This is a genomic window from Clostridium ganghwense (genome assembly GCF_026735165.1).
Classification (GTDB): Bacteria; Bacillota; Clostridia; order Clostridiales; family Clostridiaceae; genus Clostridium_H; species Clostridium_H ganghwense.
In genome coordinates this window covers 493,457-520,335 of record NZ_JAPQES010000001.1, presented here as the reverse complement: position 1 = coordinate 520,335, position 26,879 = coordinate 493,457, and the positions used below count along the sequence as shown (strand labels likewise).

The window sequence follows — 26,879 nt, the reverse complement described above, 5'->3', positions numbered from 1 at the left end:
GAATAATATAAAGATATTGCGAAACAAATATTATTTATATAATATGCAGGAGGAATAGCGGATGGAAAATGTATATGAAGTATGTCCAACTTGTAAAAACAACTACATTACATTAAGGCAAACAATTTTGGATGATGCAGAAGAGTTATTAAAATGTTACTCCGATAAAAAGTCGGTCCCATTTTTTAATTATGATAATTGTCACGGAGATGATTTTTATTATACTTCAATGGAAAGAATGAAACAGGCAATTGAATTTTGGAACTATTCATATAGTAATCGTTATTTTGTGAGATGGACGATTATTCTAAATAGTACTAATGAAATAATTGGAACTATTGAGATGTTTCAACGAATATCAGAAGATGATTTTAATCATTATGGTGTTTTAAGAATAGATTTAAAGAGCAAATACGAAAATCAGAAAGTTATTGATGCTATATTAGAAATTACAAATGAATCGTTTTATTATCTATTTGATGTGAAATCTATACTTACAAAAGCGTTTCCGACAGCAAAAGAAAGAGTCATTTCGTTAAAGAAAAAAGGATATATTCCATTGGGCAAGAAATTTATGATATATGACGACTATTTTGTAAGAACAATAATAGATTAGATAATGAGCATAATCATTATTTCAACTAGTTAAGAATTTTTATTCTAAAATTCTTCTATTCCTAACTTAAGAGCAACTTAGCAACTTTAATTAAAGCAAGGATTGAAACATTAGAATGACAAAAAGTAATAACTATAAATATAACTATAATTTCAGGCTGCTGATTCAGCAGCTCTATTTATTTTTTGAAAACTAATATGAAGTTCTTTTCTTATGCATCAAATAATAGATTTATACTATTTTTATACATTTAAGGTTTAATATAGTACAATAGGATGAGAATTGATTTGCAAGAGGTATCCTTGCAGTAGATGCTAATTTTGATTTGAGTGGAATTGAATACTTAACTAGTTTTTTAGGAAGCGTTACTACTATTTGGGGATTTAGAAAAAATGAAGCTTAATTGTTATTAGGTATTTAGAAATGAAGGTGTAAAAGATTAAAGAAAGAAGGTGATTATATATGGAAAATAGTATTAACAATAAAGCTTTCAAGATAATAAAACAGATTCTTGTAACTCAAATATTAAGCATTGTTTTTGCTATTGTTGGAGAATTATATATGAGATTATTAATAACTTATGATTGGATGTTTACTAATGTTATATTGCTAAATTTGGGAGTTGTCTTATTAACACTACTTTACATAATTGCAATAAGACTGTTTTTAGAAGGAAGTTGGTTAAATGTATTATTTATTTCAGTTCCTTACGTAATATACTGGTTTATAATTTTATTTGAAGGAGCTAAATTTTTCCCTACTCATACTGATCCTAATGATTATGGAGTTGGAATTATAGGAATATTTATAAGTATGTATCAATGGATAAGTGTAATTATGGCAAGTGCAATTGGTACATATTTAAATAAAAGAAGATATAAGATTAACAATAAATCATAATATTCGTAAATGATTATATTTTATTGGGGGATGGGTCATGGAGCAAAAAGTAAAGAGTAATTTTAAAAAGGAAAAGTTAATGTATTCAGTACTTTTAGTAATAATGATAATTGTATATCTACTTAATATTAATATAGAAACTACTATTTATTCAGGATTAATTTTATATTGGATAGTGTATTTTTGTCATTTAATAATTTTCAGAAAACTTCATAGAATTGAATTGATAATTTTAATGGGAATTATTCTATTAAGTGCTGTAATGAATAAGCTGGAAATAGATTATACAATAAGTATTATATTAGCTTATTATTTTACAACACTTGTTGTTATTTATATTTGGAAAGATATTTCAAAATATAAATGGAAGAAAATTTTATCTAGTATATTAATAATTTCTTTAGTTACCTGCATTAATGTTTACATAAGTAAAAATAGATTGATAAAAGATAGGAATTTTGAAAGATGTGTAGAAGAAGCTCTCGAAAGGAATTGGTGCGATGGAGGAATAACACTAGAGAATTTACAAAAAATAAGGTTTATAGATATTAAGTCATTTAGAGATGTAATTAATTTAGAAGGAATAGAGCAGTTAAAAAATTTAGAACAAATTAAGATTTATAATATTAGAGATAAAAAAATTAAAAATTTAAATCTTATATCTTCGTTAACTAAAGTTACAAAAATATCTTTTTATGGTAGTAAGGTGAAAGATTTATCAAATATAGGGCAAATGAATTCTGTAGAAGAATTACATTTTCGTAATATAGAAAAATGGGACATAGAAGAAGAAAAAACATATGAAACTTTTAGTATGGATAATTTTCCTAATTTAAAACAATTATTTATAAATAAAATAAATTTTAAAAATTTTTATACTATAAAAAGTTTAAAATATCTTGATAAGCTTTGTGTGAGTGATTGTGAAATTGGGAGCTTAGATGGTATAGAGAATTTTACAGATTTGAAGAAATTGTATCTTTACAATGTAAATATAAAAAATATTAATCATATTAAGAAATTAAAATCTTTAGAAGAAATTTTTTTAGAAGATGTTGATGATAAGACTATACAAGAGTTAAAAGGTTTACCTAATGTTACTATAAGGTAGATTTGAATTGTATAAAAATTTATATTGACGTTTTTACAACAATAGTGTAAAATTACACTAAAAGTATAAAAGAAAGGTGGTGATTTCATAAAAGGAGAATTTATTTTAATGTAAGATTTATAATGTATGCAATGAAAATTAATAAAAATAAATTTTTGTACGAGGTGTAAAAATGGAACAAAAGATTAGAAATATTACATATACAATATTAAATTTATCACAGATTATAGTTTTATTATTTGCTTTGATGATTTATACATCATTTAATAAAAATTTGCCATGGTATGAATCATGTGGAACTCAATTTTTAGTAATACCAATAGTATGTATTCCTTTATTATTAATGATTGGGGTAGGGCTAAAATTTTTAAGTAAAAAATATAATATGAGCAGCTTAAATATAAAGCTTCCTTTTTATTCAGCAGCAGCAATATTCCTTCCAATTATTTTAGATTTAGGTATGTTATCAAGGGTACTAGTTGCAATTGGAGCTTTAGTGTGTATAGCACTTATTATTATGACTATTTATGTCATTACAATTCACTTTAAAAATTTCATTATTAATAAGCATGAGACAGTATAATAAATTTATATTAAAGAGAGTTGTACTTTTAAGTAGGAGTAAAAGAATGAAAATTCTTTTACTCCTATTAATTTTAATAAGATTAGTATTGAATATGTTTACTTTGAATTATATATAGTCCGTCTTTTATTTTTTAATGGGAATTTTAGAGTTGGCATTTGTAAAAGCATCAATGAAAAAATAACTAGTAATCCACCTATAATCATATTTGAAGTTACAATTTCATTTAAGAAGATAACTCCTAAAATACATACAAAAAGTGGTTCAAAGGTACTTATGATAACAGAAGTTCCAACTCCTATTTTTTTAACTCCTTCATATAGAGTTACTGTAGGCACAATGCTGCACAAAATACCTAAAATCACAGCATATGAAAAGCTTTTGGTGTTTGGTGGCAATAATGTTTGTTTAGTTATTATGCATTGTAAAAAATAAACTATCATACAGGAACTCATAACATATGTTGAAATTACTATGGAGTTTAATGTTTGAGTTTCTTTTTTTTCTAGTCCTATACAGAAATACGCATATCCAACGGCACTGATAAAAGCAAGTAAAATGCCTGTCCAATTCATTTTAATAGGGCCTGTACAAACTACTAGAACTAATCCAAGTAATGTTATTAGTAAACAGAAAATTTTCTTATAATCTATTTTTTTAGAAGAAAACATTTCATACCCAACAACTATAATAGGGTAACAATAAATTATAATGGTAGCCAGAGAACTTGATATATATTTATAAGCATAAAAAAGTCCAGAGGCTGAAGATGCATATCCAATAAAACTTATTAAAAGAAGATGTCCAAAGACATATTTTGAAGTTTTAAATGGAAGCTTTTTTATTAAAACGTATGGCCATAAAATAAGACTTGCTGTAAAAAATCTTAAAAACAGTAGAGTGCTTACCGGTATGCCTTGAGCATAAGCAAAATTTGAAAACAAAGGCAAGCTTCCAAAGGTCATAGCCGATATAATAACAAGTAATGTCCCAGTGATTTTGTTCCTATCCATAATAGGTTCCTCCGCAAATATTTAATTTTCCTATAGGATTATATAACCATAATAAAATTATATAAAGCTCCAATTTTTTTGATTTTAGAAGGATTTAGCTGAATTAAGGACAATTTTAATATAAAAATTAGGTTTTACATTTAAAATCGTGATTTTTTACTAGAATATATATGTCACAAACATTACAACATTTTGTCACAAAACTGCCATATTATATACCTATAATAAAAGCATAGAAACAAGCAAATAATAAAAAAATGAAAGGGGTAATATAAATGAAATCAAGTAAATTATCTTTAAAAGCTAAAATAATGTGTGGATTATTAGCAGGAGGAATGGCATTATCAGCTGCAAGCTCAGCTTTCGCTGCAACTGAAAAAGCTACAGATACTGATAAAAGTTTGAAAATAGAACACAGAATACCTATGGATAAAAACAAATTTAATAAAGATAGAATGGAAGAAATGAATAAAGTATTTGAGGCAGTTTTAACAGAAGCAGTAAGTTCAAACTTAATTACACAGGACGAAAGTGACAAAATAAAAACATATGTAGATAAAAAGGCTGAAGAAGCAAAACAATTCATGGCACAGCGTAGAGAAGCTGCACAAAAAGAAGGTAAGAAAGCACCAAAAGATAGAAAAATGGATAGAACAGATAAACAGGGTAAACAAAGAAAACCAGAATTGTTTGCAGAATTGGTTGATGAAGGTATATTAACTCAGGAAAAGGCAGATGCACTAAGAGAAAAAATGCATCAGAAGGCTGTTGAATTAAAAGATGCAAAATTAAAAGAAGATTTAAGTAAACTTGTAGAAAACAAAACAATAACTCAAGAACAAGCAGATAAAATTGCATCAGCTATAAAAACTGCACAAGACACTAAAAAAGCTGATTTTGAAAAATTTAAGGATATGAGTGAGGAAGAACGAAAAGAATATATAAAAAACTTAAAGAATAATCATACGAACCCTATAAAGAGCCTTATAGAAGATGGAACAATTACGGAAGAACAAGCAAAAGAAATAAGAAAAACACTACCTGGACATCCACAAAAGCATCATAAACCAGGATTTAAAGGTAAGATGAATAAAAATATGCCAGTACAAGAAAATACAAATAAATAATAAATACGCCCTCGGGAGGAGGGCGTATTTTAATTTTCATATTTATCTAATTCAAACCAGAAAACTACACCATCATCTGTATTCATTACTCCATAAGCATTATTATGAAGATTTTGAATGCTGCGGACAACGGATAATCCTAATCCAGTTCCACCGTAAGCTCTAGTTCTAGCTTTATCAACTTTGTAAAAACTGGTCCAGATTTCATCAATAGATTCTTCAGGAATATGTTTTCCTGAATTGAATATTGATATACGAACTTTAGTTTTTATGGTGTCCATAACAATTTTTATTTGTTTTTTATCATCTACATGATTAATAGCATTGGTAGTATAGTTTACTAAAATCTGTTCAATTTTATCCCTATCAGCATATACCATTATATTATCTTTGGCAGGTATATCTATAGAAATTTCTTTATCATCAAGAACTGCTTTAAACTTATTTATTACGGTATCTAAAAGAGAGTAAATATCAAAAGAGTTTTTTTCTAACTTTAAATTTCCAGATTCTAATTGAGACAGTTCTAAAAGCTGTTTTACAAGTTTGTTCATTTTAGTTGTTTCATTCATTATAACGTCACAATAGAAATTTCTTTCGTTTTCGTCTTCAGTAATATTAAGCTTTAATCCTTCTGAATATCCTTGGATAAGAAAAAGTGGGGTTTTTAGTTCGTGCGATACATTTGCTATAAATTCCTTTCTCATCTCGTCAATCTTACGTTCTCGTTCCAAATCTTTTTCTAATTTATCATTGGCAAACTTCAAGTCTGAAATAGTTTTATCAAGTTGAGAAGATAGAGAATTTATACTATCTCCAAGTTCACCGATTTCATCATTGGATTTTACATCATATTTTTTTGAAAAATCAAGTACGGACATTTTTTTTGCTATATTATTTAATTCCAAAATAGGCTTTGCAAAACGTTTTGATAATATAAAGGCTAGAATGCCGCCTATAATAAGCGTTAAAATTCCTGTGAAAAGAAAGAAATTATTTGCAATATCCGCACTTTCCTGTATTGCTACCAATGGAGTGCTCAATATTAGGATATCTTTATTATTTAAAACAGAAATAAGATTTAAAAAGTTGGTTTTTAATCTAGGGTCTTTTGTAACTCTAAAGATATATTTTTCAGCAGGTATTTTATGTATATTAGGAATCAAATCAACCGTTTTTTTATATGGAATTATTTTTTCATATGGAATTTTACGGTTTTTAAGATTATTATTAAAAAATTTATGTGAAGAATCATATTTTATAGAATTCATGTTTTGAATTGTAATATGAATACCCGAAGAACGTTCTAATATTTCTAGTTGTAGAGAAATATCTTCAAGATTACCTTTGTATATTTCATTTATCATTTTGTAGTTATCTATCAACATGTTTTTCTTTTTAAGAGTATAATATTTACCTAGAAAATTTAAATTGAGAAACCATGAAAAAACTATAAAAAAGGTGATAAGAAAACAAATTACCTTAAAAAGCTTAGCTCTTATAGAGTTTTTCATTTAGTCACCTCAAATCTATATCCCAGTCCTCTTACAGTTTGGATGAAGTTGCTTTTATCACCTAGTTTTAATCTAAGTCTTTTTATATGGGTATCTACTGTTCTTACATCTCCCAAGTAATCATAACCCCATACTGAATTTAAAAGCTGCTCTCGACTTAGGGCAATTCCTTTATTTTCAGCCATATAAAAAAGAAGATCATATTCAGTAGGACTTAAATCTAAATTACAACCATCCATACTAACGCTGTGCTTATCCTTATCTATATCTAATCCATCAAAGGACAATATTGATTTATTGGTGCTATTGGTACGTTTTAATAATGATTGTATTCTTGCTGATAGTATATTAAGACTAAAAGGCTTAGTTATGTACTCATCTGCTCCAAGCTCGAATCCAAATAATTCATCATTTTCCTGATCTCTTGCGGTAAGCATAATTATAGGAACATTTGATTCTGTTCTAATTTCTCTGCAAACAGACCATCCATCATAGATTGGCATCATTACATCCAGCATAACAATATCAAAATCCTGCTCTTTAAAAAAAATATCCAATGCCTGCTGGCCATCTTCAGCTTCTATTACAATAAAATCTTGCTTTTTTAAAAAGTCTTTTACAAGTTTTCTTATAAGGGCTTCATCGTCAGCAATCAATACTTTTTTTGTACTCATCTTAATTTCCTCACTTATCATATTTTTGTTAAGTATACATGCTGCTACACGTTATGTATACTCAACTGTATTATAACATAGTATTAGGAAAGGAAGATGGGTATATGTCATTTTTCATTTTCTTCAGAAGTATGTTCAATGATGCTGTTATATAATTTTATATCTTTAATTCTTTTTTGTTTTTTATAAGAATGATGGATACTTTCCACAAGCAATATGCTGGTTATAGTTAACAAAATTGCAAAGGGAAGTCCTGTAGCAATTACAGCTGTTTGCAATGCAGAAAGAGCTTTTTTACCGCCAATTAATAGTAATATGGCAGCTACAAATCCTTCCATTACAGCCCAAAATATTCTTTGAGGTACTGGCGAATCTAATTTTCCTCCTGATGTAATATTATCTACAACTAATGAACCAGAATCACTTGAAGTAACAAAAAATGAGATAACTAATAATGTACCTATTATTGATAAAATAGTTTTTATAATACCTGATAAAATTGGTATATTTAAATAACTTACCATCTCAAATAAAGCGACTGGAAGATTATCCTGTACCACTGCAAATAATTTTCCATTAACTTGCTCATTTATATATATAGCGTTACCGCCAAATATTGATAACCATATAAATGATAAAAGAGATGGAACAAATAATACTGCTAATACAAATTCTCTAATTGTTCGTCCTTTAGATATTCTTGCGATGAACATTCCAACAAATGGAGACCAAGATATCCACCATGCAAGATAAAATACAGACCAACTACCTTGCCAACTCTTGTCTTTTGGTGATATAAAAAAAGAAGATTTAATAAAGTCATTTAAGTAAATACCTAAAGCATTAGAAAATAAACTTAGTATATATAATGTTGGTCCAAGAATAAAAATAGCAATCATAAATATAAAAGCTATCTTAATATTTAATTCGGATAAGAATTTAACTCCTTTATCTATTCCAGAAACCACAGATATAGTAGCTATAAAAGTAATAATAGCAATTAATACAACTTGTATTTTAACATCAAAAGGTATTCCTAATAAATAATTTAAACCACTATTAATTTGCTGTACACCAAGACCAAGTGAAGTTGCCAGTCCAAATAGACATGCTACCACTGCAGTTATATCAATGATATCACCTATAATACCGAATACTTTATCTTTTAATATTGGGTAAAATACAGACCTTAAAGAAAGTGGCAGATTTTTATTGTAAGCAAAAAATGTTAAAGCTAAAGATAATAATGCATATATTGCCCAGGGATGTATTCCCCAGTGAAAAAAAGTAGTTGCCAAAGCTGAATTAATTGCATTTTTGCTTTGGAAAATTGGAGGAGTAAATGTAAAATGATATAAAGGTTCCCCAACTGACCAGAACATTAATCCAATTCCCATACCAGCAGATATTAACATTGAATACCATGCAAAGTTTGTAAACTCAGGTTCAGCATTAACTCCACCTATTTTAACATTACCTAATCTTGAAAATGCAAGAAATATGCAAATTCCAATAAAAAAGTTACTAGATAATATAAAAAGCCAATCCCCTTTAGATATAATTACATTTTTAACACTCACGAAAACTTCATTTGCACGCTCTAAATTTAGAAGTGCATATCCGGAAAAAAGCAGAATAATGAGTCCAGCACCTATAGATACAACTGGATTCATATCTAGACCAAATTTAGTGAAGTTTCTGCTATATAACTTTTCTTCAAGTCTTTCGTTAATATCGTCCTTCATTTTAAATCACCTCTTTCTATAGTTATTCTTTATTAATTTCAATAAGAGTATTCATGCTATAAGATGATAGAACAAAAAATATTTATTACATTTAAGTAGGATAATATTTACTTATATATCATTATTAAAGTTGATTTACATATTTTACAAGTGGCAACTTATATGCTATAATAAAGTTGTTTAAACATACATCTTATGATATTATGTAAGTTGTTGCTTAAGGAGGGGAAATATGTGACTTCTATTATTGATAGAATCAAAAAGGACAAGGTGTTCTATATTTCAAGTATTAGTTTAATACTTATTTTAATTTATGCATTTTTTAATATTGAAACTTTTGAAACAGCATCAAGTAATGCTCTGAATTTTTTACTTAATAAATTCTATTGGTTTTACTCTGGTGTTATTTTGAGTTTTTTTATATTTTGTGTTTACCTTATATTCAGTAAAGTAGGAAAAGTAAAGTTGGGAAAAGATGATGAAAAGGCTGAATACGGTTTCATATCATGGCTTGCAATGCTTTTTTGTGCAGGTATGGGAATGGGACTTGTTTTTTGGTCCGTTGCAGAACCACTAGTGCACTATACAAATCCTCTTAATGTGGAACCATTTACTGAAGAAGCAAAAATGTTTGCTTTAAAAAAAGTATTTTTGCATTGGGGTACATCAGCGTGGGCATGTTATGCTATTCTTGCATTAATATTGGCATATATGCAGTATAGAAAAGGAAAGCCTGCTTTAATGAGTAGTGCACTTATTCCAATAATTGGAGAAAAAAGAGCTGAAGGATGGCTTGGTAATGTTATAGATATATTCACAATATTTGCAACAGTAGCTGGGGTTGTTACTTCTCTTGGCCTTGGAACTTTGCAAATTAATGCAGGACTTAATTTTTTATTTGACATACCTGAAAATATAAAAATAAAGCTAATAATAATAGGTATAGTTACTATATGTTATATGACTTCAGCTATTGTGGGAATTAACAAGGGTATAAAAATTTTGTCAAACATTAATCTTTTCATAGCAGCATTAATGATTGGGCTTGCTGTAATAGTAGGACCTACATCAAGCATATTTAAAAATTTATTTAGTGGACTGGCGATATATGGTAAAGAACTGGTGACCACTAACAATAACATATTTTTACACGGTGGTTGGTATAATGATTGGACATTGTTTTATTGGGGATGGTGGATAGCATGGGCACCTCCTGTAGGAATATTTATTGCCAGAATTTCAAGAGGAAGAACTATAAGAGAATTTTTATTAGGAGTTTTAATAATACCATCTTTATTATGTTTTATATGGTTTGCTGTATTTGGAACAATAGGATTTAATGTAGATCATTCACTAGCTTTAGAAGCTGCTAAAAAGACACAAACAGCATTTTTTATGGTTCTTAGTAAATATCCTTTAGGATTTTTTATATGTAATCTAGTCATGATACTATCAATGATATTCTTTATTACTTCAGCTGATTCATCTACTTTTGTATTAGCTATGCTTTCTTCAAAAGGAGATTTAAATCCTAAAAATTTAAAAAAAGTTGTGTGGGGAATACTTCAAGGTGCTTTAACTATTATATTTTTATTAGCAGGGGGTCTCAAAATGATTCAAACTGCCTCCATATTAGCTGCATTTCCATTTGCATTTATAATGATATTTGCTATGGTTTCCTTTAAGAAAAGTTTGAAGGAAGAAAAAGAAAAGATACTATTAGAAGATGAAGTTGAAAAAGAATTAAAAGATAGTAGAAAGAAGAGCGTAAGAACAGTTTAAATAGAATTATGATAAAAAACTTCTTAAGAATTTTTAAATTTAGATATAAAAATTCTTAAGAAGTTTTTTTGTGTACTACATTATAGATTAATAAAAATTATTGACTTGAAAAAATGTAGATGCTATACTAAAAGTGAATTATAAACCAAATGAGTAGTTTAATATTCGTACATATACGAATATTAATAATTGAAAAATATGTATAAGTTCAGCAGAAAAGTTTTATTTGAGAGAAAGGAAGAAGATTTATGAAGAAAAATAAATGGCTATATTTATTATTGATTCCTGGTATTGCATTAATATTCATATTCTTATTTATACCACTTGTGTACATAATATTACCTACTTTTGTAGATAAAACAGGCATAAATTTTCAACAATATATTGCATTTTTTAAGGATCAATATTATGTTGAAATATTTAAAAGAACTTTAAATATAGCTCTAATTACATCTGTTATTTCAGTGGTTTTAGGAATACCTGTAGCGTATTTCATTTCTAGAAGTAATAAAAACATAAGAGGCGTATTGATTGCCTGCACAGTTTTCCCACTTTTGACCAATTCCGTTGTAAGATCTTTTGCCTGGATGACTATTTTAGGTAAGAATGGAATAGTAAATACATTTCTTATGAATATAGGGCTTATTAAAGAGCCAGTTAAGCTTCTCTATACAGAGTTTGCCATTATAATAGGTACGGTTTATTTATTTCTCCCTTTAATGATAGTATCACTTGTTGGAGTTATGGAAAATATAGAAAATGATCTTTTAGAGGCTGCAGAAAGCTTAGGTGCAAGTAGAATTAAAGCTTTCTTTAAGGTTATATTTCCTTTAAGTATTCCAGGACTAATTGTTGGATCTGTTTTAGTTTTTACAGGAGCATTAACTACTTATACTACACCTCAATTATTAGGGGGAAACAAGAATATGGTATTATCCACTCTAATATATCAAAAAACTATGACCCTTGGAGATTGGAATTCGGCTTCTGTAGTAGCAGCCATCATGAGTATAAGTACTGTAACTGTAATATTTATAATAAACAAATTGGCCAGTAGGTTAAACGAAAGAGGGGTTTAAAGTGAAGAGAAGTAAACTGCTAACATTTTTCGTAATTTTGATTTATATATTCTTGTTTGCACCTTTGGTGATAATTGTAACAACAGCTTTTGGACCTGATACTTATATTACTTTTCCGCCTAAAGGCTTCAGTATTAAGTGGTTTTCAAATATATTTAACTCAGAAATGTTTATGAGAACATTTAAAACAAGTATTCAGATTTCGGTATTAGCTACAATAGTTGCGCTTATCTTAGGAATACCTGCAGCATATGCTTTGAGCAGATATGAATTTAAAGGAAAAGCAATTTTAAAGAATATATTCTTTTCTCCTATAATAGTGCCTGGTATAGTTTTTGGATTTTCATTATTCAATTTTATTATTATAAAACTGAAATTACCTATTTTTGCAAGCTTAATAATAGGACATACTGTTATAATAATTCCTTATATAATAAGGGTTATTGCGTCAAGTCTTGAAAGCTTTGATTATTCAATAGAAGAAGCTGCTGTAAGTTTAGGTGCGAACAATGTAAAAACTTTTTTTATGGTAGTATTTCCTAATATAACATCCGGGGTTATAGCTGCATTCATGTTAGCTTTTATAAATTCATTTAATAATGTACCTGTATCAATATTTTTAACAGGACCTGGAGTAAGCACTCTACCAATCAATATGATGAGCTACATAGAATACAATTATGATCCGACAGTATCAGCTTTGTCGGTTATGCTTATGATTATGACTATTGTAATAATGTTTATTGTGGAAAAAACTTTAGGATTAAGCTATTTTTCAAAATAGATTTTGGAGGGTTATTATGGCAATAATAAATTTGAAAAATATAAAAGTTTCATATGATGGAAAAACAGATATACTGAAAGATTTAAATTTGGATATAGAAAAAGGACAACTGATTTCTTTATTAGGACCTAGTGGATGTGGTAAGACTACTACTTTAAGGGTTATTGCAGGTTTTATAGAACCAACAGGAGGACAATTTGTTTTTAATGAAAAAGACTATACAAAAATTCCTGTTCATAAGAGAAATTTCGGACTAGTATTCCAGAGCTATGCATTATTCCCTCATTTAACGGTTTTTGATAATGTAGCTTTTGGATTAAAAATGAAAAAAGTAAATAAAGCAGAAATCAATGAGAAAGTTAATAAGATATTAGAAGTTGTTGATTTAGGTGATTACAAAAATAGATATCCAAAAGAACTCTCAGGAGGACAAAGACAAAGGGTTGCAATAGCTAGAGCACTGGTTATAAAGCCTGATCTTCTTCTTTTAGATGAACCTCTAAGTAATCTTGATGCAAAACTGAGATTAAAAATGAGAATAGAAATAAGAAAGCTTCAGCAGCAACTAGGTATAACTACAGTTTTTGTTACTCACGATCAGGAAGAATGTTTTTCTATTTCCGATAAGGTTGCGGTTATGAATAAAGGAGTTATTGAGCAGTATGATACTCCAGAAAATATATATAATTATCCTTCTACAGAATTTGTAGCTAGATTTGTAGGTTTTGAAAATTTCATTGATGTTGAAGCAGTAGAAGAAAATGTTTATATGTCAAATGCAGGTGTTAAGTTTGAATGTGATTATGAAAATAAATTAAATTCTAAAAAGATAAAAGGGACTATAAGACCAGATGATATAGAGATACTAAAAGAAGATAAAAATACTAATGTTATAAATGGAATAGTTGGAATCCGCACATATTTAGGTGACAAATATCAGTACACAGTAGAAACAGACTTAGGAATTTTAGTTGTAAATGAAAGCAGTGACGTAAAGTATAAACAGGGTGATAAGGTGAATTTATATTTACCTTCAAATAAAATAATATTAGTTTAAAATAAACTTAGGAGGAGTAAGAAAATTATGAAGAAAAAAATTGCTTTATTTCTAATGACAATTTTAACTACTACAATGTTTGCAGCTTGCGGTACAAATAAAAAAGAGGCTGCTGATAAAAAAGACAGCAGTAAGCCAACTCAACTTGTAATTTCAACATGGGGATACGATGAAGACAAGCTTTGGGAAAATGTATTTAAACCATTCGAAAAAGAAAATAACGTAAAAATAGTTTTAGAAACAGGAAATAACTCTGAAAGATTAACTAAATTAAAAGCTAATCCAAATAGCAATATTGACATAATATATTTATCTGAATCTTTTGCACAAGAAGGTGTTGAACAAGGGTTATTTGAGAAAGTGGATTACAGCAAAGTACCAAATTCTAAGAATTCAACTGAAAAAGCTAAATATTTGATAGAGCAAGGGTACGGACCAGCATATACTTTAAATAGAGCAGCTATAGCATATGACCCATCAAAGGTTAATTTTGAAATGAAATCATGGAAAGATTTATGGAATCCAGCTTTAAAGGGTAAAGTATCAATACCAGATATAACTACTACTTTTGGACCAGCAGTTGTTTATTCAGCAGCAATTCAAGCAGGAGCTGATGTTAAGAATGATAAGGGAGAAGCTGCATTTAAACAATTAGAAGCAATAAAGCCTAATTTGGTAAAAACATATAAAAGATCATCAGATCTTGCAAATATGTTCTCTAATGGTGAAATTGCAGCAGCAGTAATAGCAGATTTTGCTTATCAAAAGGTAAAAGAAGCAAATCCTAATGTTAAATTTATTGATCCTGAAGAAGGGGCATATTTAAATTTCAATACAATAAATATAGTTAAAAACTCAAAAAATAAAGAATTGGCTTTAAAATTCATGAATTATGCACTAAGCAAAGAGGTTCAAACAAAAACAGCGAAAGCACTAGGTGAATCTCCTGTAAATGTTGAAGTTAAACTTTCAGAAGAAGAAAGCAAAAATTTAACATATGGTAAAAGCTTAGAAAAAGCAAATGTTATAGATAATACATTCGTGAATTCTGTGAAAAAAGATTGGATTGATAAGTGGAATAGAATATTAAATCAATAGGGATGATAAAATTATGGAGATAGATTTATTAATAAAAAATGCATTTATATACAACACTTATTTTAAAAAGTTTATTAATTCTAATGCTGCTGTTTTAGGCGATAAATTTTTGCACATTGGAAAGGACTGTATTGATGAGTTAAAACCAAAAAAAGTTATAGACGCTGAAGGAATGTATGTAATCCCAGGGCTTATAGATATACATATGCATATTGAAAGCTCTATGACAACTCCAATAAATTTTACACAAGCAGCTGTACAGTATGGAGTCACTACTATAGTTGCTGATCCTCATGAGATAGCCAATGTATTTGGAACAGAAGGAATAGAAGCTATGATAAAATGCTCTAATGTGGATGCCGTAGATATATTCTACGGCATTCCTAGTTGTGTTCCATCTACTTCCAAGTATCTTGAAACTACTGGTGGAAGCATAGGACTAGAAGAAGTTCTTAAATTAATAAAGTCTTATGATATGTGCTGTCTTGGTGAGGTTATGAATTTTAAAGGATTAATTAGTGAGGATGAATCCTTAATAAAGTCTATAATACAGCTTATAAAAAAGGAAAAACCTTTTATGAAAATTGAGGGTCACTGTCCAAAAATAACCGGGTTAGATTTATCAAAATTTATATACGGTGGGGTAGATTCAGATCATACACAGCAGACTCCTGAATTATTGAAGGAAAAAATTGAAAATGGCATGTTTATAGAAATTCAGGAAAAATCACTGACAGAGGAGAATATAAAATTTCTTATTGAAAATAATCTGTATGAGCATTTTTGTCTTGTAACCGATGATGTAATGATAGATAAATTAGTGTGCGGACATTTAAATATTCTTATTAAGAAAGCTGTAGAGTTAGGAATGTCTGTAGAAAATGCCATATATGTATCAACCTACACTTCAGCAAGAAGAATGGGGTTTAGTGATAGGGGAGCTATTGCTCCTGGAAAAAAAGCAGATTTTATTTTGCTTAGTGATATAAATAAATTTGATATAAAATCTGTATATAAGGACGGAAAAGAGGTTTTTAACGGAAAAGTCAATTATACACAGCATGATAGATGTTTTCCAGAACATTTTTATAATAGTCTGGATGTTGATTATGTAAATGAGGATTATTTTAGGGTTCCTTCAATGGTGTATGCTGGAGAAGTGAACTGTAGAGCTATGAAGATTAATAGCAATACTACATTTACAGATGAGGTAAAGGTTGTTTTAAATTCAAGAGAAGGAGAACTTGAATGGCAGAATTCTGAATGCTGTCTTGTTTCAGTTTTAAATAGATATACAGGGCAAAAAAATAAATCCTTTGGACTCGCTTGTGGCAATGTAATTAAAAATGGAGCAGTTGCAGCTACTTATGCCCATGATCAGCATAATTTAATTGTCATGGGAAGAAATGCAGAGGATATGGCTGTTGCTGTTAATTGGATAATAGAAAACAATGGCGGATACTGTGTAGTAAAAGATGGTAAAATAGAAGCTGGTGTTGAACTGCCAGTAGGAGGAATTTTATCTGAAGAGAGGATAGATGTTTTAGCAGATAAACTAAAAAGAGTGAGAGAAGCTCTTCAAGATTTAGGCTATAAACACATGAATGAGATAATGTCTTTCAGTACTTTATCCCTTCCAGTAAGTCCAGCATTAAAAATAACAGATAAAGGTCTTATCGATGTTAAAAAGCAGGAGATTGTTAGCTTGTTTTATTAGAAATAGGAGATAGTAGAATGAGTATATTGATAAAAAATGTAAATGTAATAACAATGAATAAAAATAAAGATATTATAGAAGACGGAGTTGTGGTTGTACGAGAGAATTTAATTGTGGATGTAGGAGATAAGAGTTTAATATCAAATTATTCTGACTGCCAGATAATAGATGGGGAGGGTGGCATATTAATCCCAGGAATGGTAAATGCACATACTCATGCTTCGATGGTTGTATTCAGAAGCTTGGGAGATGATGTACCTGACAGGCTTCAAAGATACATTTTTCCTTTAGAAAAAAAAATGGTAGATGAGCAGCTGGTATACATTGGAGCAAAATATGCTATTGTTGAAATGCTATTAGGAGGAGTGACAACTTTTGCAGATATGTATTATTTTGAAGATGAAGTTGCGAAGGCTGTACAGGAAGCAGGAATAAGGGCAGTACTTGGAGAAACCGTTGTGAATTTTTCTGCACCTGATTGTAAAGAGTCTTATGGTGGATTGGATTACAGCAAGTGGTTTATTGAAAAATGGAAGGATAGCCAGCTTATAACTCCAGCTGTTGCTCCTCATGCACCTTATACAAACAGCGAAGAAAGCTTGAAGAAGATTATACAAATATCAGAAAAATATGATGTTCCTATTATGATGCATGCTGCTGAAATGAAATATGAGTTTGAGGATTGTATTGAAAAATACAATATGACACCTATGGCTTATTTGGATAGTATTGGAATGCTGAATGAGAGATTTGTAGGGGCTCACCTAATTCATGTAACGGATGAGGACTTAAAGCTGATAAAGGAGAGAAAGGTGGGTATATCTCATAATGTAGGTGCTAATGCAAAAGGTGGAAAAGGTACTGCACCAGCAGTTAAAATGTATAAATCAGATATGAAAATAGGATTAGGTACCGATGGGGCTATGAGCGGCAATACTTTAGATATAATAACTCAGATGTCTCTTGTTGGAAAGGTACACAAATTGATAAATGAAGATAGAACGTTATTTCCAGCCAGTGAAATTGTGGAGATGGCAACAATAGGTGGAGCTAGAGCTTTGAATATGGATGATGAAATAGGTTCAATTGAAGTAGGAAAGAAAGCTGACCTTGTAATAATGGAGACAAAATCTATTAATATGCAGCCTATATATGATTATTATTCTGCTTTGGTATATTCAGCTAACCCATCCAATGTGGATACCGTAATGGTAAACGGAAAAATCCTTGTGGAAAATAAATGTTTAAAGTCATTGAATATAGGACAAATTATGTATCAGATTAAAAGTGTTAGAGAAAAAATACAAAAGTTTGGATTTTAATGCTAGGAACTATATTTAATAGATAGGCTGTGTTTACAAACATAGCCTATTTTTTATATAATTGCTACAGGGGGGATTAAAATGAAAAATAAATTTTTGCCAGCACTTTTAGTACTATTGGTTATTTTAAATCTAAAAATGTATTTTGATATGGATACATTAGGTAGGAGATTAGATAGAACAAATGATCGTATAGAAAATGTGAATAGCAACATTAATAATATAGAGTCTAATGTGTCAAATACTATGAGAAAAATATACGATGCAAATCAATGGTTATATAATGTAGATTATTCTATATTAAACATTACAAAGGATTTAGATAATGTAACTATTACATTGAAATGGAGTTTGCATGATTTAAATGCAGGTTCAAAGGTGTATCTTGTATATGGAGCAGAAGATGAAAAAACACATGAAGTAACTGCGTGGAAGGAAGTACTTGCAGGAGATATGGGAAATTTAAACTACAAATCACAATTAACTTTGCCATATAAAAAGGATTATCAGTTTAAGGTAGTTGCTAAGAATAATAAAAATATAAGAAGTGAAAAATTGAGAGGAATAGATTTTCTTTCTAGATTAAAAGGTAGAATTGAGATAAATGTTAATCCAAAATCAAAAAGCATTTCAAATAACCATGTGAATTTAGCATTTTCAGCATCTATAGAGAACAGATATGATTTGATGGATAAAGAATTGGATAAGCATATTGAGAATAATTTGTTAAAGTTAAAGAATATTAAAGTAAAGGTTTATAGTAATAGTGAAGTTAAAAAGGAATTTCAGATAATGAAAGATGGAAAAATAGTAGATGAAAATGCAAAGGTTGAGGAACCTTTTAAGGAGATTGAAGATGTAAAACTTGAAAAAATAGAAGTTTCTAAAAATGTTGAATATGATAGCAAAGAAGATAGTAATGAAAGAATAGAGGTAATAATTCAGGACTATCTTGGTAGAACATATAGTAGGATGAGTCATGGATTATAGAATAGTCACAATATAGATATTTAAAGAAAAACTTATAGTATATAGATGTATATATAAATAATTACAAAATTTCATATTGAATAGAAGTTGAAATAGTTGACATTATAGTGTAAAATTAGAAAGATTTGTTTCAAGATGTTGGTAAGACTTATAGAGAATAAGTATTTATTTTGCTAGAAGTATATCAATATAAAATCGTTCAATATGAAGTGTTAGTGTATAAAAAAGTAAATATTGTAATGGTATGATAGATAGAGAATAGGAGCCTATTCGGCTAGATATAAGCCAGCATAATTAGTTTTGATTGCTTTAAGTAATATATAAGCAGTTAAATTTATTGTGCTGGCTTTTATTTATCTATTGAAAGATACAATAAAACAAATTATATAAAAAATAGGAGGGAAAATATGAAGTTTAAAAGTTTAAAAAAACAAATGATAGTTTATTTTTTAGTTATGATAAGTGTTATTTGCATAGGGCTTGGGGGGAGTTCTTATAAGCTTGCAAAGAAAGCGCTTGAAAATAATACAAAAGATTTTATGATAGAAATGAGTAAACAGGCGGCTGTAACTGTAGAAGAAGCTATAAATGCAAAAATTGATATGGCGGAAATGATAGCTAATATACCTGATATGAGAGATGAAAAGACTCCATGGGAAATAAAGAAGAAAATTTTAGAAAGTGAAGTTAAAAAACATGGACATCTTAGAATTGGTATAGCAGATTTGAATGGTAAACTTACTTATCCAGATGGTACTGTAGCAGATATCCATGATAGAGAATATTATCATAAGGCAATAAAAGGAGAAAGCAATGCAACAGAACCATTTGTAAGTAAAAACAAAGTAAATGGGGTAGCGATAGTAATTACTTATTCAGCTCCTATTAGAGATTTTAATAATAAGATTATAGGAGCAGTAATAATAATAAGAGATGGTAATGATATAAGTGGTATTACGGATAATATAAAATTTGCAAAAACAGGGGAAGCCTATATTATAAATGATGAAGGAACAACTATTGCATGTAAAGACAAAGAGTTAGTTAAGAGAATGGAAAATACTCAAAAGATGGTTAAAGATAATCCTAAATTGAAAGCTCTTGCAGATATAGAGAAAAAAATGGCAGCAGGTGAGAGTGGAACAGGAGAATTTTATTATGGTGGAGCTGATAACTATATAGGATATTCACCTATAAAATCTACTGGTTGGGGAATGGCTGTAACAGCACAAAAAGATGATATTTTAGATGAACTGGGAACTTTAAATACAAGTATAATTATATTATCTCTAGGAGCTTTACTTGTAGCTGCTGTAATAATATGGCTTATTTCTAATAATATATCTAAAATTTTAGTTGGTATAAGAAATCACTTGCAAATTCTTTCAACAGGTGATTTTACTACAAAATTAGATGAAAAATATGAAAAAAGAGAAGATGAAATAGGAGATATGACAAAAGCGTTAAATACAATGCAAATATCAATAACAAAAATATTAGGAACTATACAATTAAATTCTCAAAATATTGATGGACAATCATCTAATTTATCAGCAATATCTGAAGAATTTATTGCATCTACTGAAAATATCTCAACAGCAATACAACAAGTAGCAGAAGGAACAGGACAGCAAACTGAAGAGCTAAGTAATATAGTTTTATTATTAAATGAATTTAGTAATAAATTAAATAGTATGGTAAATGATGTTTCGGAAGTAAATAACATGTCAACTAAAATAAGTGATATGGCAAATTCAAGTAATGATGATATGGAAAATGTAGTGAAGTCTGTTGAAAAAGTATCTGATGTGTATAATGAGTTTGTTACTAAAATTTCTGAGGTAGGAACAAATATAGAAAAAATAAATGAAATAACAGATTTAATTAACAGTATTTCAGAACAGACTAACCTATTGGCTTTAAATGCAGCTATAGAATCAGCTAGAGCTGGTGAAGCAGGAAAAGGTTTTGCAGTTGTAGCAGATGAAATACGAAAGCTTGCAGAAAAAAGTAGGGAGTCTTCACAAAATATATATACATTAATTAATAATATATTAGAAGATACAAAAAATATGGTTGCAACTTCAGATGTAATGAATGACGAATTGAAAAATCAAAAAGGAGATATAGATACAGCTATAAATTCATTTAAATCTATATCAATAGCTGTAGAAGAAATAAATCCTAAGATAAACAATATAACAGAGTCTACTAATGAGATTGAAACTAAAAAGAATGATATTTTGGATAAAACAGAGTTTATAGCATCTATATCAGAAGAAGTTTCAGCTTCATCAGAAGAAGTAGCAGCGTCTTCTGAGCAAATGAGTGCATCAAGTCTTGAAGTTGCCAATGCAGCTCAAAATCTGGCAAATATGTCACACGAAATGATAGATGATGTTGAAAAATTTAAATTAGAAAAATAATAAATATAAACTTTAAAATTAATAAAACTCAGAATAAAGTAAACTTTGTTCTGAGTTTTATTATATAATTTAGAACTATTTTTTATTAAGAATTATATTACAATATTTATATATATTTTATCTGTAATAGATTTTCCTAATATGAGCTTTGAGTCTTTTACTTTAATTATAATTATTGGATATTATAGTTAATTCAGTACCTGGCAATAGGCCCATATCTTCCGGTCTTTTTTTTACTTACGTTCTAAGACCAAAGATTTAATAACCACTTTTTCGCCGATGTTTACCATACTTAAAGGCATAGAATTTTTTTAGTTGTACTGTTATAAGTTTAAGTTATTTTTTTATAAAGAAATAAACCAAGCTTTGAAGAAAAAATTAAGTTAAATAGAGAGTGAATAAATATAAATAGAATGTAAATGAAAACTCATGGCTAAAAAATATTTAGCTAGGAGATTCAATCTATTACAATTTATTCAAATTATTTTAAAATATTCAATTATTTTGTGGAATAATGTATAAATTGTGATAAATTTGTATTATAATATATAAAGCATAACTATATAGGATAAAATTCACATTAAGAAATAATTAGGAGGAAAATATGAAATTTAAAAGTTTAAAAAAACAAATGATAGCTTATTTTTTAGCTATGATAAGTGTTATTTGCTTAGGGCTTGGATTTAGTTCTTATAATATTGCAAAGAAATCGCTTGAAAATAATGCAAAAGATTTTATGTTAGAAATGAGTAAACAAGCTACTGTAACTGTGGAAGAAGCCATACATGCAAAAATTGATATGGTAGAAATGATAGCTAATATACCTGATATAAGAGATGAAAACATTCCATGGGAAGTAAAGAAAAAGATTTTACAAAGTGAACAAAAAAAACATGGACATGTCACAGTAGCTATAACAGATTTAAATGGTAAATGTATGATGGCAAATGGTATTATAACAGATATAAGTAATAGAGAATATTATCAGAAGGCAATAAAAGGAGAAAGTAATGCAACAGAACCATTTGTAAGTCAGGATAAAGCAGATAATAGTGCTATAATAATTGCTTATTCAGCGCCTATTAGAAACTTTGAGGATAAAATTGTAGGAGTGTTAACAATAGTAAGAGATGGTAATGATATAAGTGGTATTACGGATAATATAAAAATTTCAGAAACAGGAGAAGCTTATATTATAAATAAAGAAGGAACAACTATTGCATCTAAAAACAAAGAATTAGTTAGGAAAATGGAAAATACTCAAAAGATGGTTAAGGATAATCCTAAATTGAAAGCACTTGCAGATATAGAGAAGAAAATGGCAGCAGGTGAAAGTGGAACAGGAGAATTTTATTATGGTGGAGCTGATAGCTACATTGGATATTCACCTGTAAAGTCTACTGGTTGGGGTCTTGGCGTTATAGTACAAAAAGATGATCTTTTAGATGAATTAGGAACTTTAAATAGAAGTATAATTATACTATCTCTAGGAGCTTTACTTATAGCTGCTGTAATAATATGGCTTGTTTCTAATAATATATCTAAAATTTTAGTAGTTATGAGAAATCACTTACAAGTTCTTTCAACAGGTGATTTTACTGTGAATATAGATGAAAAGTATGAAAAAAGAAAAGATGAAATAGGAGATATGACAAGAGCGTTAAATACAATGCAAATATCAATAACGAAAATATTAGGAACTATACAATTAAATTCTCAAAATATTGATGGACAATCATCTAATTTATCAGCAATATCTGAAGAATTTATTGCATCTACTGAAAATATTTCAACAGCAATACAGCAGGTAGCAGAAGGAACAGGACAGCAGACAGAAGAATTAACTAATATAGTTTCATTATTAAATGAATTTAGTAATAAATTAAATAGTATGGTAAATGATATTTCAGAAGTAAATAACATGTCAACTAAAATCAGTAATATGGCAAATTCAAGTAATGATGATATGGAAAATGTAGTTAAATCTGTTGAAAAAGTATCTGGTGTATATAATGAGTTTGTTACTAAAATTTCTGATGTAGGAACAAATATAGAAAAGATAAATGAAATAACAGATTTAATTAACAGTATTTCAGAACAAACTAACCTATTGGCGTTAAATGCAGCTATAGAATCAGCTAGAGCTGGTGAAGCAGGAAAAGGTTTTGCAGTTGTAGCAGATGAAATACGAAAGCTTGCAGAAAAAAGCAGGACGTCTTCACAAAATATATATACACTAATTAATAATATATTAGAAGATACAAAAAATATGGTTGCAACTTCTGATGTAATGAATGACGAATTGAAAAATCAAAAAGGGGATATAGATACAGCTATAAATTCATTTAAATCTATATCAATAGCTGTAGAAGAAATAAATCCTAAGATAAATAATATAACAGAATCTACTAATGAAATTGAAACTAAAAAGAATGATATTTTGCATAAAACAGAAATTATAGCTGCTATATCAGAAGAAGTTTCAGCTTCATCAGAAGAAGTTTCAGCGTCTTCTGAGCAAATGAATGCATCAAGTCTTGAAGTTGCCAATGCAGCTCAAAATCTGGCAAATATGTCACATGAAATGATAGATGATGTTGAAAAATTTAAATTAAAAGAATAGTAAACCAAAAACCGAGAATTATTTCTCGGTTTTATTTTTTTACTATATAGATAATTATGGTAAAGTTTAAAGGAGAGTTTTATTTTAAATAAATTTATGAGGTGAACTGATGAATAACAATTTAAAATTAGAAAAAATTACACAAAATATTTATTATATGCTGCCAGTAGAAGAAACTGATAGACCTATGTTAGCTATAATAATGGGTAAAGAAAGAGCTTTGATTGTAGATGCAGGAAATTCAGATGCGCATGCAAAAGAATTTTTAGAGGAGATAGAAAAACTAAATCCTCCTAAAGAAAAATATTTAGCAATAACACATTGGCATTGGGATCATGTTTTTGGAATTGCATATATGGGTATGCGAACTTTTGCTCATGAGTATACTAAAACTAAAGTGAAAGAACTAATTCCGCTAGATTGGTCAGATGAAGCTTTGGATAAGCGTGTAGAAGAAGGTACAGAAATTGAATTTTGTGCAGATAAAATAAAGGTGGAATTTAAAGAGCCAAGATGTCCTAATATAAAAGTACCAGACATCACCTTCAAAGAAGGAGTAGAAATGGATTTAGGAGATATTACATGTAGAATTGATCATGTAGGAGGAGAACATTCTAGAGATTCCAGTGTAATATATGTGCCTGAAGATAGGGTGTTATTTATAGGTGATTGTCTTTTTGTAGATATATATAATGGTAAGTGGAGCTGGACTACAAAAGAATTATTTCCTTTAATAGATAAGTTATTAGCTTATGATGTGGATTATTATATTGAATCTCATGCAGATGATCCAATACCAAGAGAAGAAATGATAATATATACTGAAAGGTTAAAGGAAATTGGAAAGGTAGTAGATGAAATAGGAGATAATAAAAATTTAATATTAGAAAGACTTTCACAGCAGTTTAATGAGGCTTTAAGTGAAGATGATATTTTAGCTGTGGAATGGTATATATGTGGAATTTTAAAGAAGTCATAGATGGCTTCTTTTTTTAGAAATTAAAAATTTTTTTTATTTAGTGTCATTTTTTTTTATACTGTGGTGTTTATATTAGTGAAAGATGAAAGGAGGGATTAATATTTTTGGGATCCCAAAGCGGAGAAAAGTGAAAGAAAATGAATTTCAGATAAATTATGGAAAATACTATCCAATAGTTTATAAGCAGCTGTATTACTTAGTTGGAAGTAATGAATTAGCAGAAGACTTAACTCAAGAAGTTTTTATAAAGTATTATAATTCAAAGGAAGAAATTGAGTTTTTAGGTTCATGGTTTTCAAAAGTGGCCGCAAATACAGCTTTTAATTATTTACGAGGAGAAAAAAGAAGAATAAAAAGAGAAGAAAATATTTTAGAAGAAGTAAATAATATTTTTTCAATAGAAGATGAAATATTTAGAAGTGAACAAATTAAAGAAGTGAGAAATATTTTGACAAATATACCAGAGAAGCAAAGGATATGTTTGATTTTAAAATTTTCGGGATATTCTTATGAAGAAATTCATAAGGCAACAAATATTCCTCAAAATAGCATAGGACAGCTTATTGCACGGGGAAAACAGAAGTTTTTACAATTATATAAAAGGGAAGGTGAAATAAATGTGCTATGAATTAGAGGAACTTCAGAAGATAATTGACAATACCTATGAAGGCGACGTAAATGAGGTATTATCACATATAAAAGATTGTCCTGACTGTAGAGAAAAATTTCAGAGATTGAAGCAGCAAGATAAGCTTATAGAGAGTGTTCTACAAAGTGATATGGTAATACCACCCCCTCGTCCTATTAATGTTTGTACAGTTGATTTTAAGGAGAAAAATAAAAGGAGGATTTTTAATATGAGTAAAAAAGCTAAGAAATGGTCTGCAGTAGCAGCGGGACTTGTTTTATGTGGAGGATTAGTATTTAGTGAACCTGTTCGTACGAAGGCAGATGAACTATTAAAAATATTTCGTATGCAGGAAATCACCAGTATCTCTATCAGTAAACAAGACATTAGTGAAATTAATAAAATATTTAATGATGGAAGTGGGTCTAAAGATATAGGAAACATTGTTAAAGTAGATGTTTCTTCAGGAGGTAAGAATTCTTCTATAAAAGCTCCAAAGGAAGAGGCTGATATTAAAGAAAAACTATCTATAGATAAAGTAATTAAAGAACCAAAAGGGTTTGTATATGAACGTGTTTCTAAAGCACCAAAAACAGATGTAACTATAAAATTAGATATAGATAAAACTAATGATCTTTTAAATTATCTAGGTGAAAAAACTAAACTTCCCGAATCTTTAGATAAAAAGCCTTTTACTATTTATTTTAATGAGTTGGTATCTTATAGCTTTACACAAAAGACTGAAAATAAAGATGAAGAAAGAAAATATATTGATGTAGTGAAAATGAATACACCTACAGTGGAAATTCCAAAAGATGTAGATGAAAAACAATTAATAAAATCTTTATTTTCTATAAACCTTTTACCACAAAATTTAAAAGAGCAGTTTATGAAAATTGACGATTTGACATCTACAATTCCAGTACCTTATGAAGCTGAATATCAAACTAAGGAAGATATAACTGTTAATGGACAAAAAGCTATATTAATTAAGGAGAAAAATTCAAATTACCTACATGTTTATTTTCAAGATAAAGAGAATTTATATGCTATAAATGGTAATTGCACAGTTGATGAAATATTGTCTTTTATTGAGGAGATGAATTAGTAC

The 26,879-nt window shown here is 28.6% G+C and carries 22 protein-coding genes; 18 read left to right on the top strand and 4 right to left on the bottom strand.

All coding sequences use genetic code 11. The annotated features are described in order from the left end of the window. Positions 1-61: 61 nt before the first annotated feature. The 4 genes from OXH55_RS02295 (at position 62) to OXH55_RS02280 (ending at position 3,210) form a co-directional block, all read left to right on the top strand. Positions 62-616: a GNAT family N-acetyltransferase gene (locus tag OXH55_RS02295; protein ID WP_268047853.1), complete on the top strand. Its 555-nt coding sequence runs from the start codon at positions 62-64 to the stop codon at positions 614-616. A gap of 462 nt (positions 617-1,078) precedes the next feature. Beyond that, positions 1,079-1,516 carry a hypothetical protein gene (locus tag OXH55_RS02290; protein WP_268047852.1) on the top strand — a complete coding sequence of 146 codons (438 nt, stop codon included), beginning with the start codon at positions 1,079-1,081 and terminating at the stop codon, positions 1,514-1,516. Positions 1,517-1,553: 37 nt separating this feature from the next. Then, positions 1,554-2,627 carry a leucine-rich repeat domain-containing protein gene (locus OXH55_RS02285; protein ID WP_268047851.1) on the top strand — a complete coding sequence of 358 codons (1,074 nt, stop codon included), beginning with the start codon at positions 1,554-1,556 and terminating at the stop codon, positions 2,625-2,627. Between the two features lie 172 nt (positions 2,628-2,799). Continuing rightward, positions 2,800-3,210 (top strand): hypothetical protein, encoded by a 411-nt coding sequence (locus OXH55_RS02280; RefSeq protein ID WP_268047850.1) that lies wholly within the window; start codon positions 2,800-2,802, stop codon positions 3,208-3,210. A gap of 98 nt (positions 3,211-3,308) precedes the next feature. Here OXH55_RS02280 and OXH55_RS02275 read toward each other — a convergent pair whose 3' ends face one another. Further along, positions 3,309-4,223 carry a DMT family transporter gene (locus OXH55_RS02275; protein ID WP_268047849.1) on the bottom strand — a complete coding sequence of 305 codons (915 nt, stop codon included), beginning with the start codon at positions 4,221-4,223 and terminating at the stop codon, positions 3,309-3,311. A gap of 275 nt (positions 4,224-4,498) precedes the next feature. Here OXH55_RS02275 and OXH55_RS02270 point away from each other — a divergent pair, with 275 nt between their 5' ends. Then, complete coding sequence (locus OXH55_RS02270) at positions 4,499-5,350, top strand: hypothetical protein (RefSeq protein WP_268047848.1); 852 nt, start codon at positions 4,499-4,501, stop codon at positions 5,348-5,350. 29 nt (positions 5,351-5,379) lie between these two features. Here the strand turns inward: OXH55_RS02270 and OXH55_RS02265 are convergent, their stop codons facing one another. The 3 genes from OXH55_RS02265 to OXH55_RS02255 all read right to left on the bottom strand — a co-directional run bounded on the left by OXH55_RS02265 (position 5,380) and on the right by OXH55_RS02255 (position 9,283). Beyond that, a complete protein-coding gene (locus OXH55_RS02265) occupies positions 5,380-6,717 on the bottom strand; it encodes a sensor histidine kinase (RefSeq protein ID WP_336296752.1) in 1,338 nt (445 codons plus the stop codon). A gap of 143 nt (positions 6,718-6,860) precedes the next feature. Next, entirely contained in the window at positions 6,861-7,538 is a 678-nt protein-coding gene (locus OXH55_RS02260) for a response regulator transcription factor (protein WP_268047846.1), read from the bottom strand. 107 nt (positions 7,539-7,645) lie between these two features. Next, positions 7,646-9,283, bottom strand: a complete 1,638-nt coding sequence (locus OXH55_RS02255; protein WP_268047845.1) for a BCCT family transporter — start codon at positions 9,281-9,283, stop codon at positions 7,646-7,648. Positions 9,284-9,526: 243 nt separating this feature from the next. On the opposite strand from OXH55_RS02255, the gene OXH55_RS02250 reads away from it, so the two are divergent. From OXH55_RS02250 to OXH55_RS02190, 13 genes are all read left to right on the top strand, one after another. Then, positions 9,527-11,065, top strand: coding sequence for a BCCT family transporter (locus OXH55_RS02250; protein ID WP_268049007.1), 1,539 nt, complete (start codon positions 9,527-9,529; stop codon positions 11,063-11,065). A 248-nt stretch (positions 11,066-11,313) separates the two neighbouring features. Further along, complete coding sequence (locus OXH55_RS02245; RefSeq protein ID WP_268047844.1) at positions 11,314-12,144, top strand: ABC transporter permease; 831 nt, start codon at positions 11,314-11,316, stop codon at positions 12,142-12,144. Position 12,145: 1 nt separating this feature from the next. Beyond that, complete coding sequence (locus OXH55_RS02240; RefSeq protein WP_268047843.1) at positions 12,146-12,928, top strand: ABC transporter permease; 783 nt, start codon at positions 12,146-12,148, stop codon at positions 12,926-12,928. A gap of 16 nt (positions 12,929-12,944) precedes the next feature. After that, positions 12,945-13,985: an ABC transporter ATP-binding protein gene (locus OXH55_RS02235; protein WP_268047842.1), complete on the top strand. Its 1,041-nt coding sequence runs from the start codon at positions 12,945-12,947 to the stop codon at positions 13,983-13,985. A gap of 27 nt (positions 13,986-14,012) precedes the next feature. Further along, a complete protein-coding gene (locus OXH55_RS02230; protein ID WP_268047841.1) occupies positions 14,013-15,083 on the top strand; it encodes an ABC transporter substrate-binding protein in 1,071 nt (356 codons plus the stop codon). A 13-nt stretch (positions 15,084-15,096) separates the two neighbouring features. Further along, complete coding sequence (locus OXH55_RS02225; RefSeq protein WP_268047840.1) at positions 15,097-16,800, top strand: adenine deaminase C-terminal domain-containing protein; 1,704 nt, start codon at positions 15,097-15,099, stop codon at positions 16,798-16,800. A 17-nt stretch (positions 16,801-16,817) separates the two neighbouring features. Next, a complete protein-coding gene (locus OXH55_RS02220) occupies positions 16,818-18,122 on the top strand; it encodes an amidohydrolase (RefSeq protein ID WP_268047839.1) in 1,305 nt (434 codons plus the stop codon). Positions 18,123-18,203: 81 nt separating this feature from the next. Continuing rightward, positions 18,204-19,112, top strand: coding sequence for a hypothetical protein (locus OXH55_RS02215; RefSeq protein WP_268047838.1), 909 nt, complete (start codon positions 18,204-18,206; stop codon positions 19,110-19,112). A 407-nt stretch (positions 19,113-19,519) separates the two neighbouring features. Further along, positions 19,520-21,538: a methyl-accepting chemotaxis protein gene (locus tag OXH55_RS02210; protein ID WP_268047837.1), complete on the top strand. Its 2,019-nt coding sequence runs from the start codon at positions 19,520-19,522 to the stop codon at positions 21,536-21,538. Positions 21,539-22,142: 604 nt separating this feature from the next. Beyond that, positions 22,143-24,161, top strand: a complete 2,019-nt coding sequence (locus tag OXH55_RS02205; RefSeq protein ID WP_268047835.1) for a methyl-accepting chemotaxis protein — start codon at positions 22,143-22,145, stop codon at positions 24,159-24,161. Positions 24,162-24,270: 109 nt separating this feature from the next. Then, positions 24,271-25,140, top strand: a complete 870-nt coding sequence (locus tag OXH55_RS02200) for an MBL fold metallo-hydrolase (RefSeq protein ID WP_268047833.1) — start codon at positions 24,271-24,273, stop codon at positions 25,138-25,140. 127 nt (positions 25,141-25,267) lie between these two features. Continuing rightward, entirely contained in the window at positions 25,268-25,768 is a 501-nt protein-coding gene (locus tag OXH55_RS02195) for a sigma-70 family RNA polymerase sigma factor (protein WP_268047831.1), read from the top strand. Then, positions 25,758-26,876, top strand: coding sequence for an anti-sigma factor family protein (locus tag OXH55_RS02190; protein WP_268047829.1), 1,119 nt, complete (start codon positions 25,758-25,760; stop codon positions 26,874-26,876). The genes OXH55_RS02195 and OXH55_RS02190 overlap by 11 nt, the downstream gene beginning before the upstream one ends. Positions 26,877-26,879: the final 3 nt, after the last annotated feature.

Coding starts and splice junctions, on each gene's coding strand:
- OXH55_RS02225 (WP_268047840.1), top strand. CDS start 15,097: ATGGAGATAGATTTATTAATAAAAAATGCATTTATATACAACACTTAT.
- OXH55_RS02285 (WP_268047851.1), top strand. CDS start 1,554: ATGGAGCAAAAAGTAAAGAGTAATTTTAAAAAGGAAAAGTTAATGTAT.
- OXH55_RS02220 (WP_268047839.1), top strand. CDS start 16,818: ATGAGTATATTGATAAAAAATGTAAATGTAATAACAATGAATAAAAAT.
- OXH55_RS02230 (WP_268047841.1), top strand. CDS start 14,013: ATGAAGAAAAAAATTGCTTTATTTCTAATGACAATTTTAACTACTACA.
- OXH55_RS02290 (WP_268047852.1), top strand. CDS start 1,079: ATGGAAAATAGTATTAACAATAAAGCTTTCAAGATAATAAAACAGATT.
- OXH55_RS02295 (WP_268047853.1), top strand. CDS start 62: ATGGAAAATGTATATGAAGTATGTCCAACTTGTAAAAACAACTACATT.
- OXH55_RS02260 (WP_268047846.1), bottom strand. CDS start 7,538: ATGAGTACAAAAAAAGTATTGATTGCTGACGATGAAGCCCTTATAAGA.
- OXH55_RS02200 (WP_268047833.1), top strand. CDS start 24,271: ATGAATAACAATTTAAAATTAGAAAAAATTACACAAAATATTTATTAT.
- OXH55_RS02275 (WP_268047849.1), bottom strand. CDS start 4,223: ATGGATAGGAACAAAATCACTGGGACATTACTTGTTATTATATCGGCT.
- OXH55_RS02235 (WP_268047842.1), top strand. CDS start 12,945: ATGGCAATAATAAATTTGAAAAATATAAAAGTTTCATATGATGGAAAA.
- OXH55_RS02215 (WP_268047838.1), top strand. CDS start 18,204: ATGAAAAATAAATTTTTGCCAGCACTTTTAGTACTATTGGTTATTTTA.
- OXH55_RS02205 (WP_268047835.1), top strand. CDS start 22,143: ATGAAATTTAAAAGTTTAAAAAAACAAATGATAGCTTATTTTTTAGCT.
- OXH55_RS02245 (WP_268047844.1), top strand. CDS start 11,314: ATGAAGAAAAATAAATGGCTATATTTATTATTGATTCCTGGTATTGCA.
- OXH55_RS02270 (WP_268047848.1), top strand. CDS start 4,499: ATGAAATCAAGTAAATTATCTTTAAAAGCTAAAATAATGTGTGGATTA.
- OXH55_RS02255 (WP_268047845.1), bottom strand. CDS start 9,283: ATGAAGGACGATATTAACGAAAGACTTGAAGAAAAGTTATATAGCAGA.
- OXH55_RS02190 (WP_268047829.1), top strand. CDS start 25,758: ATGTGCTATGAATTAGAGGAACTTCAGAAGATAATTGACAATACCTAT.
- OXH55_RS02280 (WP_268047850.1), top strand. CDS start 2,800: ATGGAACAAAAGATTAGAAATATTACATATACAATATTAAATTTATCA.
- OXH55_RS02210 (WP_268047837.1), top strand. CDS start 19,520: ATGAAGTTTAAAAGTTTAAAAAAACAAATGATAGTTTATTTTTTAGTT.
- OXH55_RS02265 (WP_336296752.1), bottom strand. CDS start 6,717: ATGATAAATGAAATATACAAAGGTAATCTTGAAGATATTTCTCTACAA.